The 24,741-nt window shown below is 41.3% G+C and carries 24 protein-coding genes; 14 read left to right on the top strand and 10 right to left on the bottom strand.

Annotated elements, in window-relative coordinates; translation table 11 throughout:
- Positions 1 to 34: 34 nt before the first annotated feature.
- The gene (locus ACLOAU_RS10620; RefSeq protein ID WP_427861847.1) at positions 35 to 2,776 is read left to right on the top strand and encodes a CshA/CshB family fibrillar adhesin-related protein; all 2,742 of its coding nucleotides are present in this window, start codon (positions 35 to 37) and stop codon (positions 2,774 to 2,776) included.
- 128 nt (positions 2,777 to 2,904) lie between these two features.
- Positions 2,905 to 3,567, top strand: a complete 663-nt coding sequence (locus tag ACLOAU_RS10615; RefSeq protein ID WP_427861846.1) for an outer membrane protein — start codon at positions 2,905 to 2,907, stop codon at positions 3,565 to 3,567.
- 110 nt (positions 3,568 to 3,677) lie between these two features.
- Here ACLOAU_RS10615 and uvrC read toward each other — a convergent pair whose 3' ends face one another.
- Positions 3,678 to 5,498, bottom strand: coding sequence for an excinuclease ABC subunit UvrC (uvrC, locus tag ACLOAU_RS10610; RefSeq protein ID WP_427861845.1), 1,821 nt, complete (start codon positions 5,496 to 5,498; stop codon positions 3,678 to 3,680).
- A 145-nt stretch (positions 5,499 to 5,643) separates the two neighbouring features.
- Between uvrC and ACLOAU_RS10605 the strand changes: the two genes are divergently transcribed.
- Together ACLOAU_RS10605 and ACLOAU_RS10600 are read left to right on the top strand one after the other, a co-directional pair.
- A complete protein-coding gene (locus ACLOAU_RS10605; RefSeq protein ID WP_427861844.1) occupies positions 5,644 to 7,206 on the top strand; it encodes a calcineurin-like phosphoesterase C-terminal domain-containing protein in 1,563 nt (520 codons plus the stop codon).
- Positions 7,207 to 7,267: 61 nt separating this feature from the next.
- Positions 7,268 to 7,810 (top strand): GNAT family N-acetyltransferase, encoded by a 543-nt coding sequence (locus tag ACLOAU_RS10600; RefSeq protein ID WP_427861843.1) that lies wholly within the window; start codon positions 7,268 to 7,270, stop codon positions 7,808 to 7,810.
- A gap of 55 nt (positions 7,811 to 7,865) precedes the next feature.
- Here the strand turns inward: ACLOAU_RS10600 and gpmI are convergent, their stop codons facing one another.
- Entirely contained in the window at positions 7,866 to 9,413 is a 1,548-nt protein-coding gene (gpmI, locus tag ACLOAU_RS10595) for a 2,3-bisphosphoglycerate-independent phosphoglycerate mutase (protein WP_427861842.1), read from the bottom strand.
- Positions 9,414 to 9,632: 219 nt separating this feature from the next.
- Between gpmI and ACLOAU_RS10590 the strand changes: the two genes are divergently transcribed.
- From ACLOAU_RS10590 to ACLOAU_RS10565, 6 genes are all read left to right on the top strand, one after another.
- The gene (locus tag ACLOAU_RS10590) at positions 9,633 to 10,022 is read left to right on the top strand and encodes a DUF4783 domain-containing protein (protein ID WP_427861841.1); all 390 of its coding nucleotides are present in this window, start codon (positions 9,633 to 9,635) and stop codon (positions 10,020 to 10,022) included.
- Between the two features lie 152 nt (positions 10,023 to 10,174).
- A complete protein-coding gene (nadC, locus tag ACLOAU_RS10585; RefSeq protein WP_427861840.1) occupies positions 10,175 to 11,035 on the top strand; it encodes a carboxylating nicotinate-nucleotide diphosphorylase in 861 nt (286 codons plus the stop codon).
- Positions 11,036 to 11,089: 54 nt separating this feature from the next.
- Entirely contained in the window at positions 11,090 to 11,431 is a 342-nt protein-coding gene (locus ACLOAU_RS10580) for a translation initiation factor (protein ID WP_427861839.1), read from the top strand.
- A gap of 106 nt (positions 11,432 to 11,537) precedes the next feature.
- Complete coding sequence (apaG, locus tag ACLOAU_RS10575; RefSeq protein WP_240844738.1) at positions 11,538 to 11,924, top strand: Co2+/Mg2+ efflux protein ApaG; 387 nt, start codon at positions 11,538 to 11,540, stop codon at positions 11,922 to 11,924.
- 167 nt (positions 11,925 to 12,091) lie between these two features.
- Positions 12,092 to 12,694, top strand: coding sequence for a 2'-5' RNA ligase family protein (locus tag ACLOAU_RS10570; RefSeq protein ID WP_427861838.1), 603 nt, complete (start codon positions 12,092 to 12,094; stop codon positions 12,692 to 12,694).
- 45 nt (positions 12,695 to 12,739) lie between these two features.
- Positions 12,740 to 13,849, top strand: a complete 1,110-nt coding sequence (locus ACLOAU_RS10565) for a PA0069 family radical SAM protein (protein WP_427861837.1) — start codon at positions 12,740 to 12,742, stop codon at positions 13,847 to 13,849.
- 12 nt (positions 13,850 to 13,861) lie between these two features.
- Here ACLOAU_RS10565 and ACLOAU_RS10560 read toward each other — a convergent pair whose 3' ends face one another.
- The gene (locus tag ACLOAU_RS10560) at positions 13,862 to 14,098 is read right to left on the bottom strand and encodes a hypothetical protein (protein WP_427861836.1); all 237 of its coding nucleotides are present in this window, start codon (positions 14,096 to 14,098) and stop codon (positions 13,862 to 13,864) included.
- A gap of 129 nt (positions 14,099 to 14,227) precedes the next feature.
- Here ACLOAU_RS10560 and ACLOAU_RS10555 point away from each other — a divergent pair, with 129 nt between their 5' ends.
- Both ACLOAU_RS10555 and ACLOAU_RS10550 read left to right on the top strand, forming a co-directional pair.
- A complete protein-coding gene (locus tag ACLOAU_RS10555) occupies positions 14,228 to 14,716 on the top strand; it encodes a ribonuclease H-like YkuK family protein (protein ID WP_427861835.1) in 489 nt (162 codons plus the stop codon).
- A 165-nt stretch (positions 14,717 to 14,881) separates the two neighbouring features.
- Positions 14,882 to 16,207 (top strand): DEAD/DEAH box helicase, encoded by a 1,326-nt coding sequence (locus ACLOAU_RS10550; RefSeq protein WP_427861834.1) that lies wholly within the window; start codon positions 14,882 to 14,884, stop codon positions 16,205 to 16,207.
- 616 nt (positions 16,208 to 16,823) lie between these two features.
- On the opposite strand, the gene ACLOAU_RS10545 is transcribed toward ACLOAU_RS10550, so the two are convergent.
- The 4 genes from ACLOAU_RS10545 to ACLOAU_RS10530 form a co-directional block, all read right to left on the bottom strand.
- Positions 16,824 to 18,194 carry a DUF4153 domain-containing protein gene (locus ACLOAU_RS10545; protein ID WP_427861833.1) on the bottom strand — a complete coding sequence of 457 codons (1,371 nt, stop codon included), beginning with the start codon at positions 18,192 to 18,194 and terminating at the stop codon, positions 16,824 to 16,826.
- A gap of 54 nt (positions 18,195 to 18,248) precedes the next feature.
- Positions 18,249 to 18,539: a winged helix-turn-helix domain-containing protein gene (locus ACLOAU_RS10540; RefSeq protein WP_427861832.1), complete on the bottom strand. Its 291-nt coding sequence runs from the start codon at positions 18,537 to 18,539 to the stop codon at positions 18,249 to 18,251.
- 17 nt (positions 18,540 to 18,556) lie between these two features.
- Positions 18,557 to 19,171, bottom strand: a complete 615-nt coding sequence (locus ACLOAU_RS10535) for a hypothetical protein (RefSeq protein ID WP_427861831.1) — start codon at positions 19,169 to 19,171, stop codon at positions 18,557 to 18,559.
- Positions 19,172 to 19,277: 106 nt separating this feature from the next.
- Positions 19,278 to 19,772, bottom strand: a complete 495-nt coding sequence (locus ACLOAU_RS10530) for a hypothetical protein (protein ID WP_427861830.1) — start codon at positions 19,770 to 19,772, stop codon at positions 19,278 to 19,280.
- Between the two features lie 490 nt (positions 19,773 to 20,262).
- Here ACLOAU_RS10530 and surE point away from each other — a divergent pair, with 490 nt between their 5' ends.
- Together surE and lpxB are read left to right on the top strand one after the other, a co-directional pair.
- Positions 20,263 to 21,111 (top strand): 5'/3'-nucleotidase SurE, encoded by an 849-nt coding sequence (gene surE, locus ACLOAU_RS10525; RefSeq protein WP_427861829.1) that lies wholly within the window; start codon positions 20,263 to 20,265, stop codon positions 21,109 to 21,111.
- A gap of 40 nt (positions 21,112 to 21,151) precedes the next feature.
- Positions 21,152 to 22,291 carry a lipid-A-disaccharide synthase gene (lpxB, locus tag ACLOAU_RS10520; RefSeq protein ID WP_427861828.1) on the top strand — a complete coding sequence of 380 codons (1,140 nt, stop codon included), beginning with the start codon at positions 21,152 to 21,154 and terminating at the stop codon, positions 22,289 to 22,291.
- Here lpxB and ACLOAU_RS10515 read toward each other — a convergent pair.
- The 3 genes from ACLOAU_RS10515 to ACLOAU_RS10505 form a co-directional block, all read right to left on the bottom strand.
- Positions 22,280 to 22,444 carry a DUF6728 family protein gene (locus tag ACLOAU_RS10515; protein ID WP_427861827.1) on the bottom strand — a complete coding sequence of 55 codons (165 nt, stop codon included), beginning with the start codon at positions 22,442 to 22,444 and terminating at the stop codon, positions 22,280 to 22,282. The genes lpxB and ACLOAU_RS10515 overlap by 12 nt on opposite strands.
- 29 nt (positions 22,445 to 22,473) lie before the next feature.
- The gene (locus tag ACLOAU_RS10510) at positions 22,474 to 23,172 is read right to left on the bottom strand and encodes a hypothetical protein (protein ID WP_427861826.1); all 699 of its coding nucleotides are present in this window, start codon (positions 23,170 to 23,172) and stop codon (positions 22,474 to 22,476) included.
- 88 nt (positions 23,173 to 23,260) lie between these two features.
- Positions 23,261 to 24,670 carry an FAD-binding oxidoreductase gene (locus ACLOAU_RS10505; RefSeq protein WP_427861825.1) on the bottom strand — a complete coding sequence of 470 codons (1,410 nt, stop codon included), beginning with the start codon at positions 24,668 to 24,670 and terminating at the stop codon, positions 23,261 to 23,263.
- Positions 24,671 to 24,741: the final 71 nt, after the last annotated feature.

Genomic DNA, 24,741 nt, shown 5'->3' with positions numbered 1-24,741 from the left:
TATTTTAATTAAAAACAAATCAGAACTACCAAAAATGAGGATTTATCTGCACTGCTATACCAAATACCAAAAACTCAGGACAATTGGCTTTGCGTTAGCGTTCATCTTACTTTTCGTGCAAATCAATCATGCGTTTGCACAAGCGGGAGCTTCACCGGCGATAAGAGGTAATGGCACTTTTAAAAATAGCATGTACTGGATCAATTGGGATTTAAACAATGATAGCCGGCCGGGAGATCATATATCTAATAATTCTGTACGAACAGTTACCACTCCGCAAGGTATCACCTACCATATAACAATAACCAACTTAGCTGGCACTATAGAATCTTATGTATCAGGGCAATTCCCAAGTGACGATTTAAAAACGGGTTATAATTGGTATAAATCGGCTTCTTCGTCCGGTCATCAATCCTGGCCGGGGAGCAGCTATAATTATAACGGCAGTCCTATAACAAACGCTTACGATAATGCATCCGATGCTCATAATTCAATAATAGGAATTATTAATACCCATGCAGCAACAACAGTAAGTTTTAGAATTACAGTTGCCGCAACATTAAATGGAGTACCCGCAAGCATCGCCGGAATGACGGTGGCAGGAGCTGAATCTATTAACGGCAGTAATGAATATGAGGAATATACTACAGCAGGCAATGCATGGCAAGCTATTGACCGTATTAAAAATATTGTAAACCCCGCCTCAACATTATTTAGAACAGTAGTTGATGTTAGTAACGAGGGGCGCACCATTAAGATGAGAAATCCTACATCAACAGAGGGAGCAGGTACTATGATTTGGTTTTCTAAGAATGCTGACTATGTTGATATAACCTTAAAAGGTGGTGGCAAGCAGGCTGTTGCAATTGGTTTTTTAAGCACATTTGACTTTGGTGATGCACCAGCGGGGTATGGTGATGCAATACACTTACAGGATGTAGGTTTTACGGGAGGAACACCAGGTGTTGGCATGGGCATTAACCTGGCCGCACTTCCCTTGGCTGCCAGGAATTACCCGGCTCTTTTAATAGGAGAGAAAATAGATAGTGATGCTGCTATGTGGTACAGTACTGATCTTTTAGGAGATGACACCCACGATGAAGATGATGAAGATGGCTTAGTCACTCCCTACAGCCTTCCGGTTGCAATCTTGCCCGGCGCTACCAGTTTTAAAATTAGCAATATTCCTGTTACCAATAATTTAGGAGTAAATGCTACATTAATAGGTTGGATAGATGTTAACAATAATGGAGTTTTTGATGTAAACGAAGCTGCTTCCACTACCGTACTTTCGGGTGCCACAACGGCTACATTAAATTTCTCGGGGCTTTCCTCAGGATTGCGGGCCTTTGTCAGCTACCCGCTTCGTTTGAGGTTGGCAACAACATTTCCTACTGCTAATTCTACTGGGCAAGATGCCCGCTCAATTGGTTCAGCCAATGAAGGTGAAGTAGAAGATCATCTTGTAAAACTTACAGGATTTCCGGTAAGCGGTAAGGTGTTTAATGACGATAACCGTAATAATCTTTTTGATGATACAGAGACTTTGTATAACACAGCCACACCCTTTTTCGCATATGCTATAGATGGCTCTGGAACTATTGTGCGAAAAACACAGGTGGTGAATGGTCAATATACTTTAGAAGATTTCCCCTCAGGTAATATCACCGATCAAAACATCAAAGTAATGCTTTCGGCTACAGATATTGCCCCGGGAACCCGGATTATTAGTCCCACTGGTGTAGCTCCCGGAGGATACTTTCGTAGCGGTGAAGATGTAAATCACACTGCAGGAGGAGCTTTACAGGGAGCTAATAGCAACGACTTTGTAGTGGATATCGTTGATGTGCCTTTAGCAGGATTGGGGAATGTTAATTTCGGAGTTTTCCTTGAGTCTCTGGCCGGGGGCATAAGCGGCAAAGTTTTTAATGATAACAACCGTAATCATCTTTTTGACAATACAGAAACTTTGTATAATGCAACAACACCCCTATTTGCCTATGTAATAGATGGCTCGGGAAATATTGTACAAAAAACACAGGTGCTGAATGGTCAATATATGCTTAAAAATTTTGCGCTCGATAACGCTGGCGTTCAAAATATGAAAGTAATGCTATCGGCTACAAGCATTGCCATCGGAACTGCAATGAGCAGTCCCGGCGGTATGGCTCCCGAGGGTTATTCGCTTAGTGGAGAAGACCTAAGTCAAACTTCAGGAGTAGGCGCAACACATGGAATCGACAGCAACGATTTTGTTGTTGACATCAATGAGTTGCCTCTGGCCGGATTGAACGATGTTAATTTTGGAGTTTTTCTTCAATCGTTAGCAGGTGCATTAACTGTTTTTGGTCCTTTTGAAGCTAAGGTCACCAACGGTCAGCTACAGGTGCACTGGAGTACCCTATCGGAAGCAAATGTCGACCACTTTGAAGTAGAAATATCAAAAGACAACATAAATTTTATAACTATCGGAGAAATCATTAGCCAGGCAAATGAAGGCAATTCAACGGCACAACTCAATTATACTTTTAGTTCGTCCATTGGCAATGTGTTTTCAGTCTTAAGTATTTCAGCATTCTTAGCTTTATTCCTGGTAAAAAAACGTCGCAAAGTCACGTTAATTACTTTGTTATTTTTTGTTTCCATGACCGGTATACACTGCAAAATGAAAGATATTGAGTTAGGCAAAAAACTGTTTATCAGAGTAGCCCAGATCGATAAGCATGGCAGCAAAATATATTCCCGAACAGTGCAGCTATGGGTAAATTACCCCTAACAGGATTGTAATTGAAATACATTCCGGGTAATAGCACATGTGTATTTGCACTATGTTATTTTGATGAGGGGGGGATAGTAGCCGCATGGTATAATAAGCTTATTGCATTATTGAAATGAACTATTTTTATGAAAATTCTATTCAGGATCATCCTATTATTTTGGGGAATCATGATCACTTCAGGAGCTCTTCATGCACAAAAAAAATATGTTATACGAAAAAACGGTATTGGCATGACCGGTGGATTTACCAATTATTTAGGCGAATTGAATACCGATGCTTCGTTAAAGAGTCATACTTCCCTGTATGGATCTGCCTTTTACAGACACCGGCTTTATCATAAAACTTACTTAAGGACAGAGGGTATGATAGGTATGTTGAGAGCTGATAACAGAAGCATCGATTCATACGAAAATGAAATAACCGGTGCTTTTCGTACGCGACTGCTTGAAGTAACATTAAAAGCGGAATATGAGTTTCTGGATATAAGTAAACTTAGAGTAACACCCTACCTCTTAGCCGGCGTAGGCGCATATATATTATTTGATTATGAGTCAACCATGGGGAATAAAGAAACCAAAAATAAGCTAGGCACTGTAATACCCGTTGGAGGCGGTGTCAAATATAAAATCAATAACAGGTTTAAAATCTTTGCAGAAGGTAATATAAGGCTCTTAACAAAAAACATCGACAATTTGAAGGGCTTCCTTGTCAATAGCAACCCAAACACCTATTTTACCGTTGGAGCAGGCCTTATTTATGAAATGAAGATGTTGAACGAATTATGGTAACGACAGTTCCTGGCATGGTAAAGAAGCAGGCATCTTTAAAAGAAACATGAAAGGATGAGCAGCGAACTAAGTGCACCTGGCAATCTGAAGCCCGATAAAATCTAACTTCATCAGCTTTCATCGGGCTTTGTACCAATATGAAAGTAGTCCCATACTACTTTAGCTTTAGCGGCACCAACTATAGCCGATAGTTCCTCCAAAGTTTTCTCCCGGATATTTTTTACTGAGCGAAATTCTTTCAACAATTGATCGGCTGTAGCCTTGCCGATACCCTTAATATCTTCCAACTCATTTTTAAAAGTACCCTTACTGCGCTTCTGCCGGTGAAAGGTTACACCAAAGCGGTGCACCTGGTCGCGGATAAAACGGATAAACTTCAGGCTACCTCCGTTATACGGTAGCTTCAAAGATTCTTTATCTCCTGCAAAAAATAGCTCCTCCTCATTTTTGGCCAATCCCACCAGGGTGATCATTCCATGCAATTCTAACTCTTCTATAGCTTCCATTGCCGCTCCCAATTGTCCTTTACCACCATCAATGATCACCAGCTGCGGAAAGTCCTGCTGTTCCTCCTTCAAACGCTTGTAACGACGAAAGACCGCCTCCTTCATAGAGGCAAAATCATTGATCCCCTGCACAGTCTTTACATTAAAATGACGATAGTCTTTCTTACTGGGCACGCCGTTTTTAAAACAAACCATTGCACTTACCGGGTAGCTACCCTGGAAGTTAGAGTTATCAAAACACTCAATGTGTGTAGGAAGGTCCTGCAACTGCAGATCGGTTTGCAATTCCTCCAGCACTTTGATCTGGTCTACATTGCGGCTGATTTTTAACCGTTCTTTATTCTTCAGCTCTTCAATAAAATACCCGGCATTTTTCTCTGAGAGCTCTACCAGCTTTTTCCGGTCACCGCCTTTGGGCACTATAACTTCCGTATTTTCTTCAGGATATTCTATTTCAAAAGGAACCACAATCTCCCTCGTATCGCTATGAAAAGTAGAACGCAGGTGTTGAATGGCATACACCAGTATTTCTTCAACGGGCTCATCCAGGTGCGTTTCCAGTTTATTGGTCTGCGTTTGCACAATGGTACCGCCTCTTACCATCAGGTAGTTAACATAGGCTATATCCTTTTCTTTAAGAATACTGAAAACATCTTTATCACCACCCTTCATGCCCGTAACTACAGATCGCGACTGGTAATAGTCCTCCAGGTAGGCGATTTTCTTCCTGGTATATTCCGCTTTTTCAAATTGAAGATATGCAGCCAGCGCTTTCATTTCTTCTTTAAAATGCCTGATCACCGGAGACAGGTTGCCCTTTAACAAATCCCGCACCTGCCGTATATTTTCGTCGTAATCTTCTTTGGTCTGATAAGCTTCGCAAGGTCCCTTACAGTTACCCAGGTGATACTCCAGGCACACTTTAAACTTCCCCTTCGCAATATTATTTTTGGTAAGATTAAGCGTGCAGGTTCGCAAAGGAATAGCCCTCCTGATAAATTCTAACAACTCCCTTACTCTGAAAACGGAAGTATAAGGACCCAGGTATTCAGAACCATCATTCACCGGCTGCCTGGTTAAATACACCCGGGGAAAGGGCTCGTTCTTGATTACAATATAAGGATAAGACTTATCGTCTTTAAGGTTGATATTATAACGGGGCTGAAATTGTTTAATCAACGAGTTCTCTAAAAAGAAAGCATCCTGCTCACTGTTTACTATCGTGAATTCAATTTTATGAATCCGTTGAACCAGCTCGTGCGTTTTGTAGTTGGTAAATGTCTTATTAAAATAAGAGCTCACCCTTTTGCGAAGGCTTTTAGCTTTACCTACATAAATGATCTTACCGTTTGCATCAAAGTACTTGTAGATGCCCGGCTGCAGCGGGATAGTGGATGCTATTTTTGAGAATTCTTCCTGGGTCATATCAATCACTCCTCTTATTAAAACGCAATGATAAGCATGATTACGCTAAACTTAATATTGAGGTAATAGTGAACTTATACATTTGCCGCCATTCTAAGCTAAAAATACAACGCATATTACCAGCAACTAAAAAATAATTGAAATCATGTTAAAACAACTTTTTGTAACAGTCGGGCTGACTTTTTGTTTAGCTGTTGCTGCTCAAAACAACGTAACCGGCTATGTTTACGTTGACAATAACGGCCAATTTGATAAAAAAGAAACAGGCCTTGCAGGCGTAGCTGTTTCAAATGGCAAGGACATCGTTTTAACCGATAAAAACGGGCTTTACCAACTTCCTGTAAGCAATGACAATATCATTTTCGTAATCAAACCATCTGGCTATCAGTTTAAAATGAACCAGTATAACCAATCCGGGTTTTATTACATCCATAAACCGCAAGGCTCCCCCACTTCCTCCAAATACAAAGGTGTTGCGCCCACCCCGGCACTTCCAAAAAATTTAAACTTTGCACTTTCTCAACAAAACGAACCGGTTGATTTCAGCGTGCTGGTCTTCGGCGATCCGCAACCTTATAACGAGCAGGAACTAAGCTATTTCGCCAAAAGTATTGTAGATGATGTTCGTACAGGCAACCATGTAAAATTCGGGATCAGCCTGGGTGATATTGTAGGTGATAACCTGGATCTTCATTTACCTTACAAGGAAATTATGACCAAACTAAAATTACCCTGGTACAATGTGATGGGTAACCATGATATGAACTATGAAGCTACTACCGATTCTTTATCAGATGAGACCTTCGAAAGGAATTTCGGACCCAACAATTACTCGTGGAACTACGGCAATACGCATTTTATTATCCTGGATAATATTCTCTATCCCGATCCACGCGATGGAAAAGGCTACTGGGGTGGCCTGCGTCCCGACCAGATTGAATTTCTAAGAAACGACCTGGCCCTGGTTGACAAAAACAAACTGGTGGTTATTTCTTTTCACATTCCTTTCAGCAATGAAGGAGGCGATGCTATAAGACTGGAAGACAGGCAGGCTATGTTTGATCTGTTGAAAAACTTTGATAACTGCCTGTTGATGTCGGCACACACTCATTTTCAGAAACAAATCTATTATAAAACCAGCGATGGCTGGCAGGGAAAAAGCCAGGCACTACATGAATATAATGTGGGCACTACCTCAGGGGACTGGTACTCGGGCGAATTGGATGCAGCAGGAATCCCGGACGGCACTATGAGAGATGGTACGCCGCGAGGCTATGCATTCCTAAACATACAAAACAATAAATACAACCTGCGTTACAAAGTGGCAGGAAAAGATAGCGCCTACCAGATCAGGATATATGCGCCAAAGATTGTAGCACGTAACAGCCGTGGTGCAGCTCCGTTCTATGCCAACTTCTTTATGGGGTCTGAAAAAGACCTGGTAGAATACAAATTCGACAATGGTAAATGGGCCGAAATGCTGCGCGATTCTACGTTCGATTACACTTACCTGGATATGGTAACCAGATGGGATGAAACAACGACATTATTGCAGGGCAGACGCCCTTCGGCACCAGTCGCAACAGGTCACTTATGGTCTGCGCCGGTTAATAAAAAACTTGCGCCGGGCAAGCACACCATCTATGTGCGTGTAAAAGATGTATACGGCAATATACATGAAGAGCAACAAAGCTACATTATTCAATAAACGCCGTAATAATCCATTCAATAATTGCCTGGTATCTGCCGGGTATTTTTTATATTTATGAATGATTATTCCACTCGATGAACACACAGAGCTCGTCTTTAACCAGGTTAGCCATGCAGCAGAATTATTTGCTTTGGTAGACGGTAATCGCGCGCATTTATCCAGGTTTCTGCCATGGGTACCTCACATGCAATCTGCAACAGATATGGAACGCTACCTGTTGAATTGTGAAAAATTAAACGGGGAAGGCCTGGACACCAGTTTCAATATCTTTCGTAACGGCCAAATAGTTGGCAGAATTGGGTTAAGCTATATCAATAAGGCCAACAAAACTGCTAATATAGGTTATTGGCTGGCTGAGAAAGCCCAGGGTGGCGGCCTGATCGGAAGCGCAGTTAAAAAACTATTAGCATTGGCGTATGAAGAGTTAAAGCTGAACAGGATCGAGATTAAGGCAGCGACGATTAACCAGAGAAGCAAAGCCATTCCTGAAAAACTGGGTTTCCGCTTTGAAGGCATTTTAAGAGAAGCCGAATGGGTAAATAATGAGCCCCTGGATTTGATGCTCTACTCCTTATTGCGTTCTGAATGGACTAAAGAATAAAAAATGCCTCACCGTTTTAAAAACCATGAGGCATTGCTATCTTTTAAAAATCCGTTTATATCGATGCGGTATCTACCAATACGTCTCCGGTCATTTGAGCCGGTATCGGCAACTTCATAAAGCTCAGGATGGTTGGTGCAATATCACCCAGCTTACCTTCTTTTATGTCACCCCGCCAGTTATTATCAATAATGAACAGGGGCACCAGGTTCAGCGTATGCGCCGTGTTAGGACTACCATCGTCGTTGATCATAAAGTCCGAATTCCCGTGATCAGCAGTTAAAAAAATCACATAATCCTGCGCCAAAGCTTCAGTCACAACACGCTCCACACAGTGATCTACTGTCTCCACTGCTTTAATTGCAGCAGAAAAAACACCTGTATGGCCCACCATATCGGCATTAGCGAAATTCAAACAAATAAAATCTGCAGATTGGCTTTTAATTTCCGGCAACAACGCTTCTGTCAACTCGTTGGCACTCATTTCCGGCTGCAGGTCATAAGTAGCTACCTTGGGAGAGGCCTTTAGTATCCTGCTTTCCCCTTCAAATGGTAATTCGCGTCCCCCGTTGAAGAAAAAGGTTACGTGCGGGTATTTCTCTGTTTCCGCAATACGTATTTGCTTCAAACCATTGTCGGCTATTACTTCGCCCAATGTTTTGGTAAGATCTTCATTTCTGAAAATTGAATATACTGCCGTGTATTTATGATCATACACGGTCATGGTCGTATAATCCAGGTTCAGACGCTTCATACCAAATTCAGCATTGTCGGCCTGGGTTAACACCTCGGTAATTTCCCGGCAACGATCGGTACGGAAATTAAAACATAATACATGATCCCCTTCCTGAATAGTTGCTACGGGCTTATTATCGGCACCAACAATTACGGTTGGGTTAATAAACTCATCGGTGATATTTTCTTCATAGCTCTGTTTTACAGCCTCCACAGCACTGGTAGCCGTGTCACCAGCACCATTTACCAGGGCATCGTAAGCTTTGTAAACTCTTTCCCAACGCTTATCCCGGTCCATCGCATAGTAGCGACCACTAACCGTGGCAATTTTGCCCAGGCCAATTGCATCGATATGGTTTTGCAGATCTTCAATAAAATGCAGTCCACTTTTCGGATCGGTGTCGCGGCCGTCTGTAAATGCGTGCACATATACATCTTTCAAACCGTGTTCTTTGCAGATATCCAGCAATGCTTTGAGGTGATTGATGTGCGAATGCACCCCCCCATCACTTACCAATCCCATTAAATGCATTGGTTTATTGTTAGCTTTTGCAGCATCCAATGTTCTTACTAATTCGGCATTTTTTGCCAGTTCCCCGGTTTTTATAGCCACATTAATACGCTGCAATTCCTGGTAAACAATGCGTCCCGCACCTAAATTAAGGTGCCCCACCTCCGAATTTCCCATCTGCCCCTCGGGTAAGCCCACCAATTCTCCAAAAGTGGTTAGGGTTGTGTGGGGGTATTTGTTGTATAAAGATTTGGTAAACGGCGTGTTGGAGTTCTGAATAGCATCAGCAGATGCAACTTTTCCCAATCCCCAGCCGTCCATTATAATTAAAATAGCTTTTTTTTGTATGGTTGACATTTTTTTGACAGTTGATTATCAGTTAATTAATATATTTAATAAAATGATTAATGCGCGTAAAGTTAAAGAATGCCGGGGGAACAGAGGTTGTAGTCTGGCATATTTTTAGCACTTTTGAAAAATATCGTAATAATTAAACATGAAATAAAGCAAAAGAAAATATCCATTTAACTATTAATAATGAATATTTTTCCTGCCGAATCAATAAAAAATATACACATGAAAAAGTTTATTGGTGTTGCGTTGCTTGCCGGTTCTATTTTATTTACGTCCGCTTTGTATGCTCAGAGCATTGATGGCGTGGTAACTGGGATCAAGAATGGTAATGCGGTACAGGTAACTGATAATGCCGGAGCTAATTTTTCTCTTACCATTATGGACAAGAGCAACAATTACAGTAAGACAGAAGCACAACAAGCCATAAAAGATTTCTTTACCAAAAACAGTGTAAAAGGCTTCGAGGTAAAGCACAAAGGCAACTCTCCTAACGGCCAGTATGCCATTGGTACCCTGTCTACAGGTAGTGGCAACTATCGTGTTAATATCTTTATGAAAAAAGAGGGCAGTAAAGAGGTTATTAAAGAATTACGTTTTCAGTTGATTGAATAATATTGGGAACGGCAAAACAATATTAACAATGCCTCCGCCAACCGGAGGCATTTTGTTTTTATAGCCGCGAAACGATTGATACAATGTAAAAAATAGTTTGAACTAATGTCAATGCCATCCATTTAAAAAGCATCATTTATCTTGCAGTTATTATGACACAGGAATTTCAACAAAAATTAAAGCACCTGGTAGAAGAGGCGTTATCGGAAGATATCGGCAATGGCGACCACTCTACACTTTCGAGTATTGATGCGGAGGAAGAAGGTAGCGCTGTTTTAAAGATCAAACAGGATGGCGTTCTGGCCGGGGTGGATGTGGCCCGGTTTATTTTTGAATACAAAGAGCCTGGATGCAGTTTTGAAGTGTTCAAAAGAGATGGTGAACCTATGTTCGCTGGTGAAAAAGCCTTTGAGGTGGCGGCACACGAACATACCATCCTGCAATGCGAGCGCCTCGTGCTCAATTGTATGCAACGCATGAGTGGCATTGCTACTTTAACCAAACAATATACAGATAAGCTGAAAGGTTATAAGACAAAACTGCTGGATACCCGTAAAACCACACCCAATTTCAGGCTACTGGAAAAAGAAGCAGTGCGTATTGGCGGTGGCGTGAACCACCGGTTTGGCTTATACGACATGATCATGTTGAAGGATAATCATATCGATTATGCCGGGGGGATTGAAAAAGCCATTAATAAAGCTCATGACTATGTTTTAAAAAACGAGCTTGATATAAAAATAGAAGTAGAAACCCGTTCAATAGATGATGTTAAAAAGGTAATAGCCATTGGCGAAGGGAAAGTATTCCGGGTAATGCTGGATAATTATACACCTGAACAAATTACGGAAGCGTTGAATTTGATCGCAGGCCGTTTTGAAACAGAAGCCAGTGGTGGTATCAATCTGGAAACCATCGAAAGCTATGCGGCAACAGGCGTTGACTATGTAAGTGTGGGTGGATTAATACACCAGGCGCGTAGTCTTGATTTGAGCCTAAAAGCAGTACTTTGATCAATGGCAACAAACAGGTTCCTTTCAAACATCTCAACCAGTCAACTAATCTCCATGTCGAAAAATAAATCCAATAGCCCGTTTGTATTTAGTACGAATCCAGATTTTAAATTTGAACAGGATTCAGAACAGGTATCCACAGCTGCTCCTGCTGCGCAAAAGCTAAGACTACAATTGGAAACCAAACACCGCGGTGGTAAAACTGCTACTGTAGTATTGGGTTTTACGGGTACTGAAAAAGACCTTGAAGAATTAGGCAAAAAACTCAAATCATTTTGTGGTACAGGAGGATCGGCAAAAGACGGTGAAATTATTATCCAGGGTGATCACCGGGACAAATTGCTTCAGTGGTTTTTGAAAAATGGTTATGTAAATACCAAAAAAAGTGGTGGTTAATTACTAACGCCGGACAGCTTTTGTGATGGATATTAGTTTGAGAAAAGACAAGGTTTATCAAAAAAATTAAAGTAAAAATGACTATTTTTACGAAAACGCACTTTTCATGAGCAGCATGATTTCAGCAGGCATAATGGTGAATGTAGAGGTTTTTTATCAACCTGAATACAGCAATCCCTTGCAGCATGAGTATATGTTTGCCTATCGTATTACATTAGAAAACTACAACCCCCACCCGGTAAAGCTACTGCGCCGCCATTGGAATATATTTGACAGCAATGGTGTATACAGGGAAGTTGAAGGCGAAGGTGTTGTAGGGGTACAACCCGTATTACAGGCAGGAGAAAGCTACCAGTACATGAGCGGCTGCAACCTCAGCACCGACATGGGCAAAATGAAAGGTGTTTATGAAATGGAAAATCTTGATCTCCGTAAAAAATTCCAGGTACTCATCCCTGAATTTGAGATGATCGTACCTGCAAAGGCTAATTAATAATATCCGATACCGCTTTAACGCCCTCTCACTTTTTTATCTGGCTCGAGCGCCTACCCTTTTACAACCATTTTTCAAAAATCTTACGTGGTGTTGAAAAGTAATTTTCAATGATACTAAATTAATTAGTATCATTGTGCTAATATTTTTAGTTTTAAAAGTTGCTTATGTCTGCAGATATTACAACACCGGCCGTTGCTGAATACCTATTATTAATTGAACCCCGTAAAGATCTGAGTGATGCCATCACGGATATCAAAAAGGCTTTTTATGATCAATATAAAGCCCCTGAAGCGCTGAAGGGTAAACCGCACCTAACCCTTGTGAACTATAAGCAATACACCAGTTTTGAAAGCCGTATTGTTCAAAAGCTGCGCACCGTTTCTATGCAGATCACTCCCATCGCCATCGACCTCCAGGATTATGGTTCTTTTCCATCCCACACTATTTATATTAACGTGGCTTCGAGAAGTACAGTGCAAAACCTTGTAAAAAATATCCGTACCCATTTACAGGGTTTAATGAAAATGGATAAGGACAATAAACCCCATTTTATCATGGAGCCTCATATCACCATCGCCAGGAGATTAAAGCCATGGCAATATGAACAAGGCTGGCTGGCTTATAGTCATCAATCATTCGCCGGCAGATTTATTGCGAATGCTATGGTTTTACTGAGAAGAGAAACACCAGATCAAAAGTATGAGCTGGTTAACCGGTTTGAGTTCCAGGGGATGGCGGTTGGCGCTTCCCAGGCCATGCTGTTTTAGCTAGTCGAAATTATTAGCGAACCTATCAACACCAATATTTTCCAGATGGACAAGAAATTAAAGCAGGACCATTTTAAAGTAGCGATATCTTCTAAAAAAGAAGAGCAGCAGTACCTGCAGGGACGTGGCGCCCAGATCAATACCCGCAATCGCTTTTTAAAAGACGAACGTGTAAAGGAGCATATAGAAGCCATTGACGATTGGGATGAACCCAACCTGGCTACCCAATACATTGAACAGGAGGCCAAAACCATTGTCAACAAAGTGGAAAGCCCTGATGTTGGAATGGCTTATAGCATGAACGCCTACGCAGGTTGTGAGCATGGCTGCATTTACTGCTATGCCCGTAATGTGCACGAATACTGGGGTTACAGTGCAGGGTTAGATTTTGAAAGAAAGATCATAGTTAAAAAAAATGCCCCGCAGTTACTACGCAAGCAGCTGATGCACCCCAAATGGGAAGTGATGCCCATTATGTTAAGTGGCAATACAGATTGCTACCAACCCGCCGAAAAAAAGTATCGCCTGACGAGAGGTTTACTGGAAGTTTGTAATGACTTTAACCAGCCCGTAGGTATTCTCACTAAAAATTCAGGCATTTTGAATGATAAAGATGTGTTGCAGGAAATGGCCCAAAAGAACCTGGTAAGAGCCATGGTTTCTATTACTTCTTTTAATGAAGATCTGCGTCGCGTTATGGAGCCCCGTACCACCACTGCCATGCAGCGCCTAAAGGTAATCGAAGAGTTGAGCAAAGCAGGAGTAACCATGGGCATTATGATGGGGCCTATGATACCTGGTTTAAATGAACATGAAATGCAAAGGATTATGAAAGCTGCTTCAGAGGCGGGTGCAACATTTACTGCCTATACCTTTATACGGTTAAATGGCGCTATCAAGCTGCTGTTTCATGACTGGTTGTACAAAAATTTTCCTGACCGGGCAGATAAGATATGGCACCTGATAGAGCAAAGTCACAATGGGAAGGCAAACGACAGCCGCTGGGGCTTGCGTATGCGCGGAGAAGGCGGCATAGCCGAAATAGTGGCCCAGCAATATGCTAAATACGGCAAGCTCTATAATATGAACGAGGGCCGAACGGGTCTTAACCTGAGCAGTTTCAAAAGGCCTGGTCAGCAGTATACCCTGTTTTGATGCCGTCTTATGTTAATCACTGCGTTTGTTACCCCTTAAAAGAGCCACCAGCAACAAAATAAAAATCGCCCCGCCTACAACCCAAACCCAGGGCTGCATAAAGAAACTATTGGCACTATCACCGGCTCCTTTGGTATTGATGTCCACCTCTATTTTCTTAGTGTCATCCTGGGCTAATGCGGCTATGGAAACGAGGACTGCTACTAATGATAACATAATCTTAATGTGGAGTTGCTGTAAAGCTTTCATAATTTCAGTTTAACTTAAAGAAGATAAATATTATGCTAAAAAAGAATGTGCCACCCATTCACATACTGTGCATAAGTTTATTTGCTTTATATAACGAATAAATAATAACGTTGTGAAACACTAATTTCCATGCAGCATCAAACAAAACAATGGAGGAAGTTGACGGGCGAGTACCTCAAGAACTACATTGCAGACGAGGTACATGGCGCCATACTCCGCGAAAAAGAATTAGGCCACACACTAAAAGTGTGCATTGGCACCGACAGCCAGGTAAAAGGCTCCCAGACAGAATTTGCTACAGTTATCGTTTTCGTTCGCAAAGGCCGCGGTGGCTTTATGTTTTTAAACAACGAAACCACGCGCGAAAGAATGAGTATCAAACAGCGTATGATGACTGAAGTATCCAGAAGTATTGAAATAGCTTATCATTTAAGCAATGTGTTTTCCGATCATAGTATCGATATGGAAGTGCATGTAGACATCAATACCAGCCCCCTGTACAAAAGCAATGATGCGTTAAAAGAAGCAATCGGCTATATAACCGGAATGGGCTTCTCTTTTAAGGCCAAACCAGAAGCTTTTGCCAGCTCCTGCTGCGCGAATAAAGTGGTGCAGTAAGCTATTATGGCTGATCATTTATTTATGTAGGGTCAAATGTCTCCCGACAAGTGTAAATATTACTGCACTTAACTATAATGCCCTGACCTGGCAATATATCCATCAGATATATTACTAATTTAAAGGGAACCTATTATTCACTTTAAATTAGTTTAGCTTCGCCGGATGAATGAGATCAATAATACTGATGCCTACTTACGTAATTTAAAAATAAAAGAGCTGAACGATATGCAGGTGGCTACCATTGCTGCCGCAGAAACGCATAATAACATCATCCTTTTATCCAATACCGGATCAGGCAAAACCCTGGCCTTTCTGCTGCCGATGTTGGCTACGCTCAAAGACAACATCAGCCAGGTGCAGGCATTGCTGTTGGTGCCCAGCCGGGAGCTGGCTTTACAGATAGAAGGAGTATTAAAATTGATGCAAACAGGTTTTAAAATATTGGCTTGTTATGGTGGACATAAAAGAGAAATTGAAGAAAATAGTTTGATAGAACCACCGGCCGTTATCATAGCTACTGCCGGCCGCATGGCAGATCATATTCGCCGGAGAAACATTGATTTATCGCAAATCCAATACTTAATTGTAGACGAATTTGATAAAAGCCTGGAATTAGGTTTTTTGGAAGAAATGCAATTTATTATTGATGCATTACCAGCAGTAAAAAAGCGTATGCTTACTTCTGCAACGTTTTCTGAAACTATTCCCGATTTTTTGAAAATGCAGCAGGCCAAAACGCTTAATTTTCTTTCTGGCGAGGCACCAACCACAGATGGCCTTGTTATTAACACCGTACTTTCTCCCGATAAAGATAAACTGGAGACTTTACTTCAATTGATTTGTTACGTAAGAAATACATCTACCATTATATTTTGTAACCATAGGGATTCCGTAGAAAGAACCAGTCAATTTTTGACTGACAAAGGATTGATCAATGTGTTCTACCACGGCGGTATGGAGCAGCAGGACAGGGAAGTGGCACTCACCAAATTTCGTAATACCAGCTCAGATATTCTGGTAACCACTGACCTTGCCAGCCGGGGCCTTGATGTAGCTAATATTCGCAATATCATTCATTATCACCTGCCTGCAGACGAAGCCGCATTTATCCATCGCAATGGACGCACCGCGAGAAATGGAGCAACAGGAAATGTGTATGTTATTTATGCCCAGGGTGAAAAAATACCTGAATATTTTGCCCCGTCAGAACAGCCTATACAATTGCCAGAAGCCCTTTCTTTTCCAGACAAGCCCAAGTGGAGTACCTTGTATATTGGTGCAGGCAAAAAAGATAAGATCAATAAAATTGACATCGTAGGTTTTTTATCTCAGAAAGCCCAGCTGAAAAAAGATGAAATAGGCCTGATAGAAGTAAAAGACTTTATGGCATTTGCGGCAGTACGAAAATCTAAAATTGGTACTGCATTGGAGCTTATCAGGAACGAAAAAATAAAAGGTAAAAGGGTAAAAATAACAATAGCTAAGTAGACTTTGTAAAAGCATCTTGTTTCATGATTTTTACAAGAAAATCACCCTAAGTTATTTAGCAGATCGATCATTCATCTTTAACCGTAGTGCCTAAGCACACGACTGGTAGTATATAGTGTTCAAAACAGGTAATAAACATTTGTTACAAGAAGCTACAGGCTAATTTTATGCAACGCAACCTGCAGATAGAAATGGCTTCGCCCGCTTCTCATATACCTCTTCAACAAGCGTCTCCCTATCCATTCTTTTTCCTATATAGATCCTGTTATAATAAAGAGGTATCAAAATTATTATTACATATAGTTTACCCTCCCCTTCCAGCCAGTGAGGACACTGGCCAGGGCCATGCTGAGGTTTGTGTTGCACAAACCAGTCGGATGCATTTCAATAAATTGATGCCGGTTTGTTATTAGGTAGTTCTTACACAATGTATCCATTAATGCGCTCCCAAGTTGAAGAAGATCTACTGATGCTTATTTGTTAAGTTGTATAAATACCAGTATTGCTATAACAGAGAGCAGCGTGATCAAAACCAGTATATAGTCTTTTTTCATACCTATAATTTTAGAAGAAGATGCCGCAGTCTTATTTTACAAAACACCACGAATGTTAAAAGCTATTGCACATTCGCGAACTCAAAGTATAATCGCTTAGAAAGGAATTTACCTGAACGCTCTGTTTCCACATCTCGTTTTATCTCAATACTGGATATTCCTTTTTCCTTATAAATTGTATTCAACAATTGCTTGTTGTAGTTCAATGAATTTAAATAGCTCCAATCGGGATTAGTAAAATGACTGGTATTATAGCGTGTTACGATCCAGCTCCAGTTAATGAGGCTGCTTACCACTAAAACATAAAAGGCAGCCCAAACCATCCTGTTAATTAAAAATATATTGGTTTTCTTATTCTTCAATTTAACCCAGGTAGTAAAAAGTCCGAACAAGCTCAATAGCAGGAATACGAATACTCCTATCCTTTTAAAAGTAAGACCATAGGCATTGACATATTCCAGGTTTCTAAAAAACACCGTTAATATCAACAATACATTCAGGCCGATCCATATAAGCGAAAGTTTTTTAAGCAGGCCCGACTTTGCATCAAAATTGAGCAGGCCCTGGAAGTAGATCATGATAACCGCAATGGCCATAACAATAGACAGGATGAGCACATATACGCGCTCATGTACTTCACTGCTTAAGGTTCCAGGTGAGTTGGTTGTACCAAACTGTTCAATACCATAAATAATGATAAAGAAGATCAATACGGCATTTAACAAAATCAGTGATATTTCCCCGCTACGTCTTTGAGAAGCTATATCCAACAGATGAAACCCTTTATTTCTCCTTTGTACAAAGCCATCAGAAAAATCATCTTTTAAATAGCCATTGCAGGCAATAAAAGCCTTGGGTACTGCTGAATAGAAAAAATTAAACATCAGGAAAAATCCAAGCACCGTTAGTACGGCCAACTGAAGAAAATCGAACTCCAGATTAATAACGAATAACGACGCAAACTTGTCACTGGCAGCAGTATAGACGCCAATAAATATGCCAGCGAATACAGCCGGGATCAGCACATAGCTGATCGCTTTTTTAAAGAACCCGTCGCTGGATAACCGAATACCTAACCATTTCTGTGGTGTTAATACGCGAAAAATAAAAGTTATGTAATTGAATGCGGTATTAAACGGTAATACCAATACGTTCAACCGGGGATAGAAGGCCTTAAATCCTGTTACCAACAGCGACAGGAATAAGGCTGCGAAGCAAATAAAGTCGCCGTACCAGGCAAATGCACCAATGCATACCAGGCTGATTGCAGAAAGTGTCCAAAACATTGGGGTACGTTTCACGCCGGGTGTTATGTCTAACAGGAACAGCCAGGTCATAAAGCCAAAAAAGCTGATATTAATTCCCGGACTTTGGTTGTAAAATAATACTACAAAAACAACCACCGAAACAAAGAAGAAAATATTCTTTTTCATATTAAAAATTTAAAAGTACTTTGTATTTCAAAGTTATTGAGCAAAAAAAACGAACTACCCCCTTAATAGCTTTTCCAAAGCGTTGATATGTTTCTCAAATGCCTCCTTTCCTGTTTTGGTAACCTTGTAAGAAGTCTTTGGCTTTTTCCCAACAAATTCTTTTTTCACTTCTATATATTTTTTTTGCTCCAATGCATTAATATGACTGGCCAGATTACCATCAGTAACCTGTAAATGGTCTTTCATTTCCAGAAAATCGATCCACTCGTTTACCACCAGAATCGACATGATGCCCAGCCTTACCCTACTTTCGAAATCCTTATTTAAATGCTCTAATAAGCTCATTATACAATTTAATAATCTTACCGGTACTTCTTATACATGAGTAAACCGTATACAATATGCAACACGCCAAAACCTAATGCCCAAAACACTAACCCATATCCAGGTATGAACATAGCAATAACACCTAAAAATGCTTCGCAATAACCCAGGTTTTGTATATCTGAAAAAGTATACCGGCCTGCGTTTATTAATGCCAGTCCATAAAACACCAGCATTAAAGGAGCCATAATGATGAAATGCCCGTGATACATCGCCGCCAGGCAAAATAAGCCACCAAAGATCAATGGAACAAATAAAGCAACTAATAATTTCTTAGTGGTGGAAGTCCATATTTTATGGCCTTGCTTTTTTGTTTTGTTTACCGTAAGCAAAATTCCCAAACCAACCGCTGCTATTAAAACCACAATAGCCAGGAGCATTAATTGAGTTACTACGCCAATGCCCGCAGCCCCGCTATAATCGCGATAATAATCGATACCGTTTTTTTGCAGAATGTAATACGCAGCCAAAGCCCCTCCTAACGCCACTATACCAGCCACTACACCCGATAAACCGTTCAACGAAATAAACCGGGAGGATTGCTCCATCATTTTCCGGATATGTTGTAAGTCGTCCTTCAATTCCTGACTCATAAAAGCACTTTGAAATACAAAGTAAGTATTCTAAACCCAATCTGCCAAAAAATAAAAAAGAAAAAGTCGCTTTGCAGCGACTTAAATCAATCATTTAGCTTACGGGTTATCTACGTCCCCTTCTAACATAATCCCTCTCTCTGTCCCGACCGTTATTATTACGCCCATTGTTCCACTCTTTATGTTTCGGGTGATATTTGCTTTCGTAGTACTTGTATTCACGGCTATCACGTATTACAACCTGGTTGTGGCTGTTACGATACCTGCTGTAATCGCGTATATCGCTCCTGTTGTCACGGTAGGGTTCATAATTCCTGTTCACCACAACTTTGTAAGTGTTATAAAGATTTACTCTTCCGTAAGAAGAAGGCAATGATCTGCCATAAGCCCAGCCACGCCTGTTAGGGTATATGAATTGTTCTCCCATCACGTCGTAGTAAGCATTATATTCAGGCAGGTAATAATAGCGTGCATAATCATACCCCACTGGTCCCCATGCCGGTTGGTTACCGATATTTATGTTGATTCGAACCTGTGCATTGGCATTTTGTGCTAAACTAAAACCGGCTATCATTAACACAGCAAAAATGAACTTTTTCATGATCTTTAATTTTAAATGTCTTTCCTTTTGAGGGGTGGACGGGTTTACAATTTTTTGTAAAGCGCTTTGACTAATAGACGTTGAACGAAACGCAAAAGGTTGGTGTCTTTCTCACTTTATCAAATTATTAGCAATTCGCTTTTTAACAATAATTCTTTTATTTATGGCAACCCATCAACCCATTCAATGCCATTCCTCCGGGATTTTAAAATTCTAAAAACCTGCATCTATAATAAGGACAGCCCTTCGGGCTTCCTATTTGCATTTCTCGCCCCCTGTCAACATTGTAACTTGGCAACCCTTCAACCTAGAAAATACCATCCCTCCGGGAATTTTAAAAATTCTAAAAACATGCATTAATAATAAGTACAGCCCTTCGCGCTTCTTAATTGCATTCCCCGCCCTTGTCCACATTTCAACTTGTCAACCTACCAACCAGTCAACCAAACAACCAGCCAACTTACCAACTTATCAGCTAAATTTGCGTCCTATGGCTAAAGCAAAGAATAGAAAACCGGTTATCCTGATCACCAATGATGATGGTATTACAGCTCCTGGTATCAGGGCTTTATATGAAGCAGTTAAAGACCTAGGACAAATAGTTATTGTGGCACCAGACAAACCCCAATCGGGTATGGGCCACGCCATTACCATCGGGCACCCGCTTCGTTTGCAGCCTTCCGATCTGTTTCCCGGTGTCGACGCTTATTCCTGCTCGGGTACACCGGTAGATTGTGTAAAGCTGGCAGTTGATAAAGTGCTACATCGTAAGCCAGACCTTTGTTTGAGTGGCATCAACCACGGCCCTAATCATAGTATCAACGTTATTTACTCGGGCACTATGTCTGCCGCTATGGAAGCTGCTATTGAAAACATTCCGGCAGTAGGTTTTTCATTAATGGATCATAGCATCAATGCAGATTTTTCGGCAGCGCAACATTATGCGCGGGTGATCACCGAAAAGATGTTAAAGGATAAACTCACCAAGCATATTTTGCTGAATGTAAACATTCCGAATTTCCCGTTATCTGAAATAAAAGGATATAAGATCTGTAAGCAGGCCTATGCTAAATACCAGGAGAAATTCCTGGAACGTAAAGACCCAAGCGGTAAAAAGTACTACTGGTTAACGGGGGAATTCGTAAACTTTGACAACGGAAGAGATAGCGACGTATGGGCTTTGGCAAACAATTATGTAAGCGTTGTGCCGGTGCAGTTTGATCTGACCAACTATGATCTAAAAACAAAACTGGAAAAACAGTGGAAGGATAAGCCCGACCGTTCGGTGAAAGCCCCGGTAAAGAAGATCGTTAAAAGATCGATGCCAAAATCTGAATAGATGATCAGCGTTTGCTAAATATCACATAAACACAACTCACTTGAGTCAACAGAAAAAATATTACATCATTGCCGGGGAAGCATCGGGAGACCTGCATGGGGGCAATCTTATACATGCGATCAAACAACAGGACACTTCGGCCCATATACGTTGCTGGGGTGGTGATAAAATGCAGGCAGCAGGTGGTGTTTTGGTGAAACACTACCTGGACCTGGCTTTTATGGGTTTTATAGAAGTGGTAAAAAATCTCGGCACTATTCTAAAAAATTTAAAATTCTGTAAGCAGGATATTCTGGCGTTTAAACCGGATGTATTAGTATTGATCGATTACCCCGGATTTAATTTACGCATTGCCAAATGGGCTAAAGAACAGCAGATAAAGGTGGTGTATTATATTTCCCCGCAGGTATGGGCCTGGAAAGAAAACAGGGTAAAAATGATGAAGCAATATATCGATGAGATGATTGTGATTTTACCGTTTGAGAAAAGCTATTTTAAGGATAAATGGAACTGGGAGGTTACCTATGTGGGTCATCCGCTGATAGAAGAGATCGCCAAAAAAAGAGCGCAACAATCTGACCTGATAATAAATAATGCCGAGGGAAAGAAAAACACCAATCCTGTTATCGCATTGTTACCCGGCAGCCGTAAACAGGAGATAGAAAAAAAACTACCGGTTATGCTGGAGGTTAGCAAAGCGTTTCCCGGTTACCAGTTTGTTGTAGCCCAGGCACCCTCTCTTGACAGCGAATTTTATCATACGTACACCGAACAATACCCCAATGTAAGCATTGTGAATAACCGCACCTATGATCTGTTGATGCAATCAAAGGCTGCATTGGTCACTTCGGGTACCGCCACCCTGGAAACCGCATTATTTGGCATACCGGAAGTAGTTTGCTACAAGGGCTCAGAGATCAGCTACCAGATAGCGAAGCGGGTGATCAGCATTAAATACATTTCGCTGGTCAACCTGATTATGGATAAGGAAGTGGTGAAAGAATTAATACAACAGGAAATGAATGTTGCCAACCTTACTACTGAGCTTGATAAATTACTGAACGATGCAGGCCGGCAGCAACGGATACGGCAAGATTACGCACAGCTGCAAAATATCCTTGGTGCAGGTGGCGATGCTTCCGCTAAAGCGGCAGCCATTATAATAGCATTAGCTTCTTAGCAGTTTAATGGCTAATATAATCATGCAAATAATAAACAGGAAGATGCTGAGGCGATTGATATTATGCATATAGCCGACCCAACTACTCTTCGGCCTGCCCGGGTCTTTCTTTTTCAGGAAAAGATATTCAGCCAATTGTTTAAATACACCCATCAGTTCTTATTTAAATAACGACTCTAGGTTTAGTATTCCGGATCATAGCGGTTGTAACGCTTTTGAAACAGGCCCACGTTTACACCTGCGCGTAATACCGGTACGATCCTCACCTTTTCTGCTCCTGTATTAGGATCAACGGAAAGATCAACATAGGGACTGTTCCTGTTTTTTAATACATCAGCCAGAATTGTGAGGTAAAAAAAGGTGGTTCCGCCTTTAGCACGTCCCGTAGAAAGACCTCCGCCCAGCAGCAGCGAAGTAGCGCTGGCGCTATATTTTTCCGAGATCCTGGCGGAGCCAGACGCGGTGTAATTTACGTTAGTAAAATTATGCTCTAATTGTGCCTGTGCAAATAGAAAGGGGATTGGATATGCCCTGGCGAAAACACCAGGTCCATATACATGCTGTCTTAATTTGTCATTGTAATTATAAACATCTCTTGACCCGGTATACACGTAATTCACTACAACACCAGCATCGAAATAATCGTTAAGCTTGTATCCTAAAACAGGACTGGCTCCAAGCAAAGACCCTCCGGAATAGAATGATGCTGTTACGCCACCACCTGTAAAAAGATTTTCTTTTTTAAATCCCTTTACTTCTACAGGATCGGGATCTTCGTTTGCGTTTCTCACTTTCACTTCTTCATCCTGTGCTAAAGCTGTGATATTTAATACCAGCATTAACGCCATTGCCATGCCTGTTATACAAAAAATTTTCTTCATCTGTATCTGTTTAGTTGTACGGCCGTAAAAATAGTATATATTTTTAAGCGTTGTATACACCAGTTAATAAGGCCGGCAATTTAACATCTTAATCAAATATTTTACCGGCGTTCAGAATATTATTAGGATCGAATACCTTCTTGATGTCCCGCATAATCTGCAACTGGCGTTCTTCAAAAATAATATCCATAAATCCTTTTTGTATCAGCCCAATGCCATGTTCTCCACTAATGGTTCCCCCTAATTGTTTTATTAAAACAAACAGCTCCCGCACAATAATGTCCATTTCGGGATTTTGATAACTATTGGGTATACCCTCCTTTTTGATGCGGATATGCAGATTGCCATCGCCCGCATGCCCGTAAGCTACTGCATCAAAATCGTATTGCTTCCCCAGAACTTTTAACCCCTTGATCAACTTGGGCAATTCGGCCCGTGGCACCACCGCATCTTCTTCAATGGTGTAACCAGCCATTTTCACATACTCTGCTACCTTACGGCGCAATTTCCACAACTCTTCTTTCTGCTGTGCATCTTCTGCAAACAAAATTTCCCCGGCCTCATAATTTTCCAGTACAGCCGCTATTTGTTCCATTTCTTTTAGCAGTACTTCCGTATCATTACCATCTACCTCTATCAGCAGGTGCGCCTCTATCTGGTCGTTAACCGGCATCGCGTGGCTATCTACCATACTGCTCACAATCTTAAGTGCATTGATCTCCATCAGCTCAAGCGCGCTTGGTGTGTATCCCGCCCTGAAAATAGCACTTACCGCTTCACAGGCCTTTTCCAGGCTGCCAAAAGGCGCCAGCATTAACAAGTCGTATTTAGGTAAAGGAATTAAACGCAACACGATTTTAGTAACGATACCTAAAGTACCCTCACTGCCTACTATCAGTTGTGTAATATTATAACCCGTAGCGTTCTTCAATACATTGGCACCGGTCCATATAATTTCACCCGTTGGCAATACAACTTCCAGGTTTAAAACATAATCCTTTACTACGCCATATTTGACAGCCCTCGGACCTCCGCTATTTTCCGAAATATTACCGCCAATAAAACAAGAGCCCTTACTGGCCGGATCAGGTGGATAAAATAAACCCTTTTCGGCAACAGCCCGCTGCAATACTTCGGTGATCACCCCCGGCTCCGTAGTTACCTGCAGGTTGCGCTCATCAATATTTAAAATCCGGCTGAACCTTTCAGTAGAGATCAGCACACCCCCCAAATGAGGAAGCGCGCCGCCGGTTAAACCAGTTCCGGCGCCTCGTGGCGTAACCGGGATCCGGTGTTCATTGCATATTTTAAGTATGGCACTGACCTCCTGTGGTGTAGCAGGTTGGAGCACCACCTGTGGCTGAAAGCTCAACGTCTCGGTTTCGTCGCGGCTATAATGCTGCAATGATTCCGCATCAGCAAAAAAATAGTCATTTCCTACTATTAATTTGAACGATTTTATGATATCTGCTGTTATTGTGTCCGGCAAGTGCTCCATCCCTGTAAATATAGTGCTTTTGAAAGTACAGGCTGGAGCCCTCCTATCACCAGAACATACCAGATGCGGGC

It is taken from the genome of Paraniabella aurantiaca (assembly GCF_050309965.1).
Classification (GTDB): domain Bacteria; phylum Bacteroidota; class Bacteroidia; order Chitinophagales; family Chitinophagaceae; genus Niabella.
Note: the sequence above shows the minus strand (reverse complement) of the source record. Positions and strands in the feature narration are given on the sequence as shown.

What these genes read in the sequence shown, in the direction of transcription:
- ACLOAU_RS10590 (WP_427861841.1), top strand. Translation starts at nt 9,633, where the DNA reads ATGAAAAAGTTTATTGGTGTTGCGTTGCTTGCCGGTTCTATTTTATTT.
- ACLOAU_RS10545 (WP_427861833.1), bottom strand. Translation starts at nt 18,194, where the DNA reads ATGAAAAAGAATATTTTCTTCTTTGTTTCGGTGGTTGTTTTTGTAGTA.
- ACLOAU_RS10560 (WP_427861836.1), bottom strand. Translation starts at nt 14,098, where the DNA reads ATGAAAGCTTTACAGCAACTCCACATTAAGATTATGTTATCATTAGTA.
- ACLOAU_RS10530 (WP_427861830.1), bottom strand. Translation starts at nt 19,772, where the DNA reads ATGAAAAAGTTCATTTTTGCTGTGTTAATGATAGCCGGTTTTAGTTTA.
- gpmI (WP_427861842.1), bottom strand. Translation starts at nt 9,413, where the DNA reads ATGTCAACCATACAAAAAAAAGCTATTTTAATTATAATGGACGGCTGG.
- nadC (WP_427861840.1), top strand. Translation starts at nt 10,175, where the DNA reads ATGACACAGGAATTTCAACAAAAATTAAAGCACCTGGTAGAAGAGGCG.
- ACLOAU_RS10615 (WP_427861846.1), top strand. Translation starts at nt 2,905, where the DNA reads ATGAAAATTCTATTCAGGATCATCCTATTATTTTGGGGAATCATGATC.
- ACLOAU_RS10605 (WP_427861844.1), top strand. Translation starts at nt 5,644, where the DNA reads ATGTTAAAACAACTTTTTGTAACAGTCGGGCTGACTTTTTGTTTAGCT.
- ACLOAU_RS10550 (WP_427861834.1), top strand. Translation starts at nt 14,882, where the DNA reads ATGAATGAGATCAATAATACTGATGCCTACTTACGTAATTTAAAAATA.
- ACLOAU_RS10620 (WP_427861847.1), top strand. Translation starts at nt 35, where the DNA reads ATGAGGATTTATCTGCACTGCTATACCAAATACCAAAAACTCAGGACA.
- ACLOAU_RS10540 (WP_427861832.1), bottom strand. Translation starts at nt 18,539, where the DNA reads ATGAGCTTATTAGAGCATTTAAATAAGGATTTCGAAAGTAGGGTAAGG.
- ACLOAU_RS10555 (WP_427861835.1), top strand. Translation starts at nt 14,228, where the DNA reads ATGCAGCATCAAACAAAACAATGGAGGAAGTTGACGGGCGAGTACCTC.
- ACLOAU_RS10570 (WP_427861838.1), top strand. Translation starts at nt 12,092, where the DNA reads ATGTCTGCAGATATTACAACACCGGCCGTTGCTGAATACCTATTATTA.
- surE (WP_427861829.1), top strand. Translation starts at nt 20,263, where the DNA reads ATGGCTAAAGCAAAGAATAGAAAACCGGTTATCCTGATCACCAATGAT.
- ACLOAU_RS10565 (WP_427861837.1), top strand. Translation starts at nt 12,740, where the DNA reads ATGGACAAGAAATTAAAGCAGGACCATTTTAAAGTAGCGATATCTTCT.
- ACLOAU_RS10580 (WP_427861839.1), top strand. Translation starts at nt 11,090, where the DNA reads ATGTCGAAAAATAAATCCAATAGCCCGTTTGTATTTAGTACGAATCCA.
- ACLOAU_RS10600 (WP_427861843.1), top strand. Translation starts at nt 7,268, where the DNA reads ATGATTATTCCACTCGATGAACACACAGAGCTCGTCTTTAACCAGGTT.
- apaG (WP_240844738.1), top strand. Translation starts at nt 11,538, where the DNA reads ATGAGCAGCATGATTTCAGCAGGCATAATGGTGAATGTAGAGGTTTTT.
- ACLOAU_RS10535 (WP_427861831.1), bottom strand. Translation starts at nt 19,171, where the DNA reads ATGAGTCAGGAATTGAAGGACGACTTACAACATATCCGGAAAATGATG.
- ACLOAU_RS10510 (WP_427861826.1), bottom strand. Translation starts at nt 23,172, where the DNA reads ATGAAGAAAATTTTTTGTATAACAGGCATGGCAATGGCGTTAATGCTG.
- ACLOAU_RS10505 (WP_427861825.1), bottom strand. Translation starts at nt 24,670, where the DNA reads ATGGAGCACTTGCCGGACACAATAACAGCAGATATCATAAAATCGTTC.
- ACLOAU_RS10515 (WP_427861827.1), bottom strand. Translation starts at nt 22,444, where the DNA reads ATGGGTGTATTTAAACAATTGGCTGAATATCTTTTCCTGAAAAAGAAA.
- uvrC (WP_427861845.1), bottom strand. Translation starts at nt 5,498, where the DNA reads ATGACCCAGGAAGAATTCTCAAAAATAGCATCCACTATCCCGCTGCAG.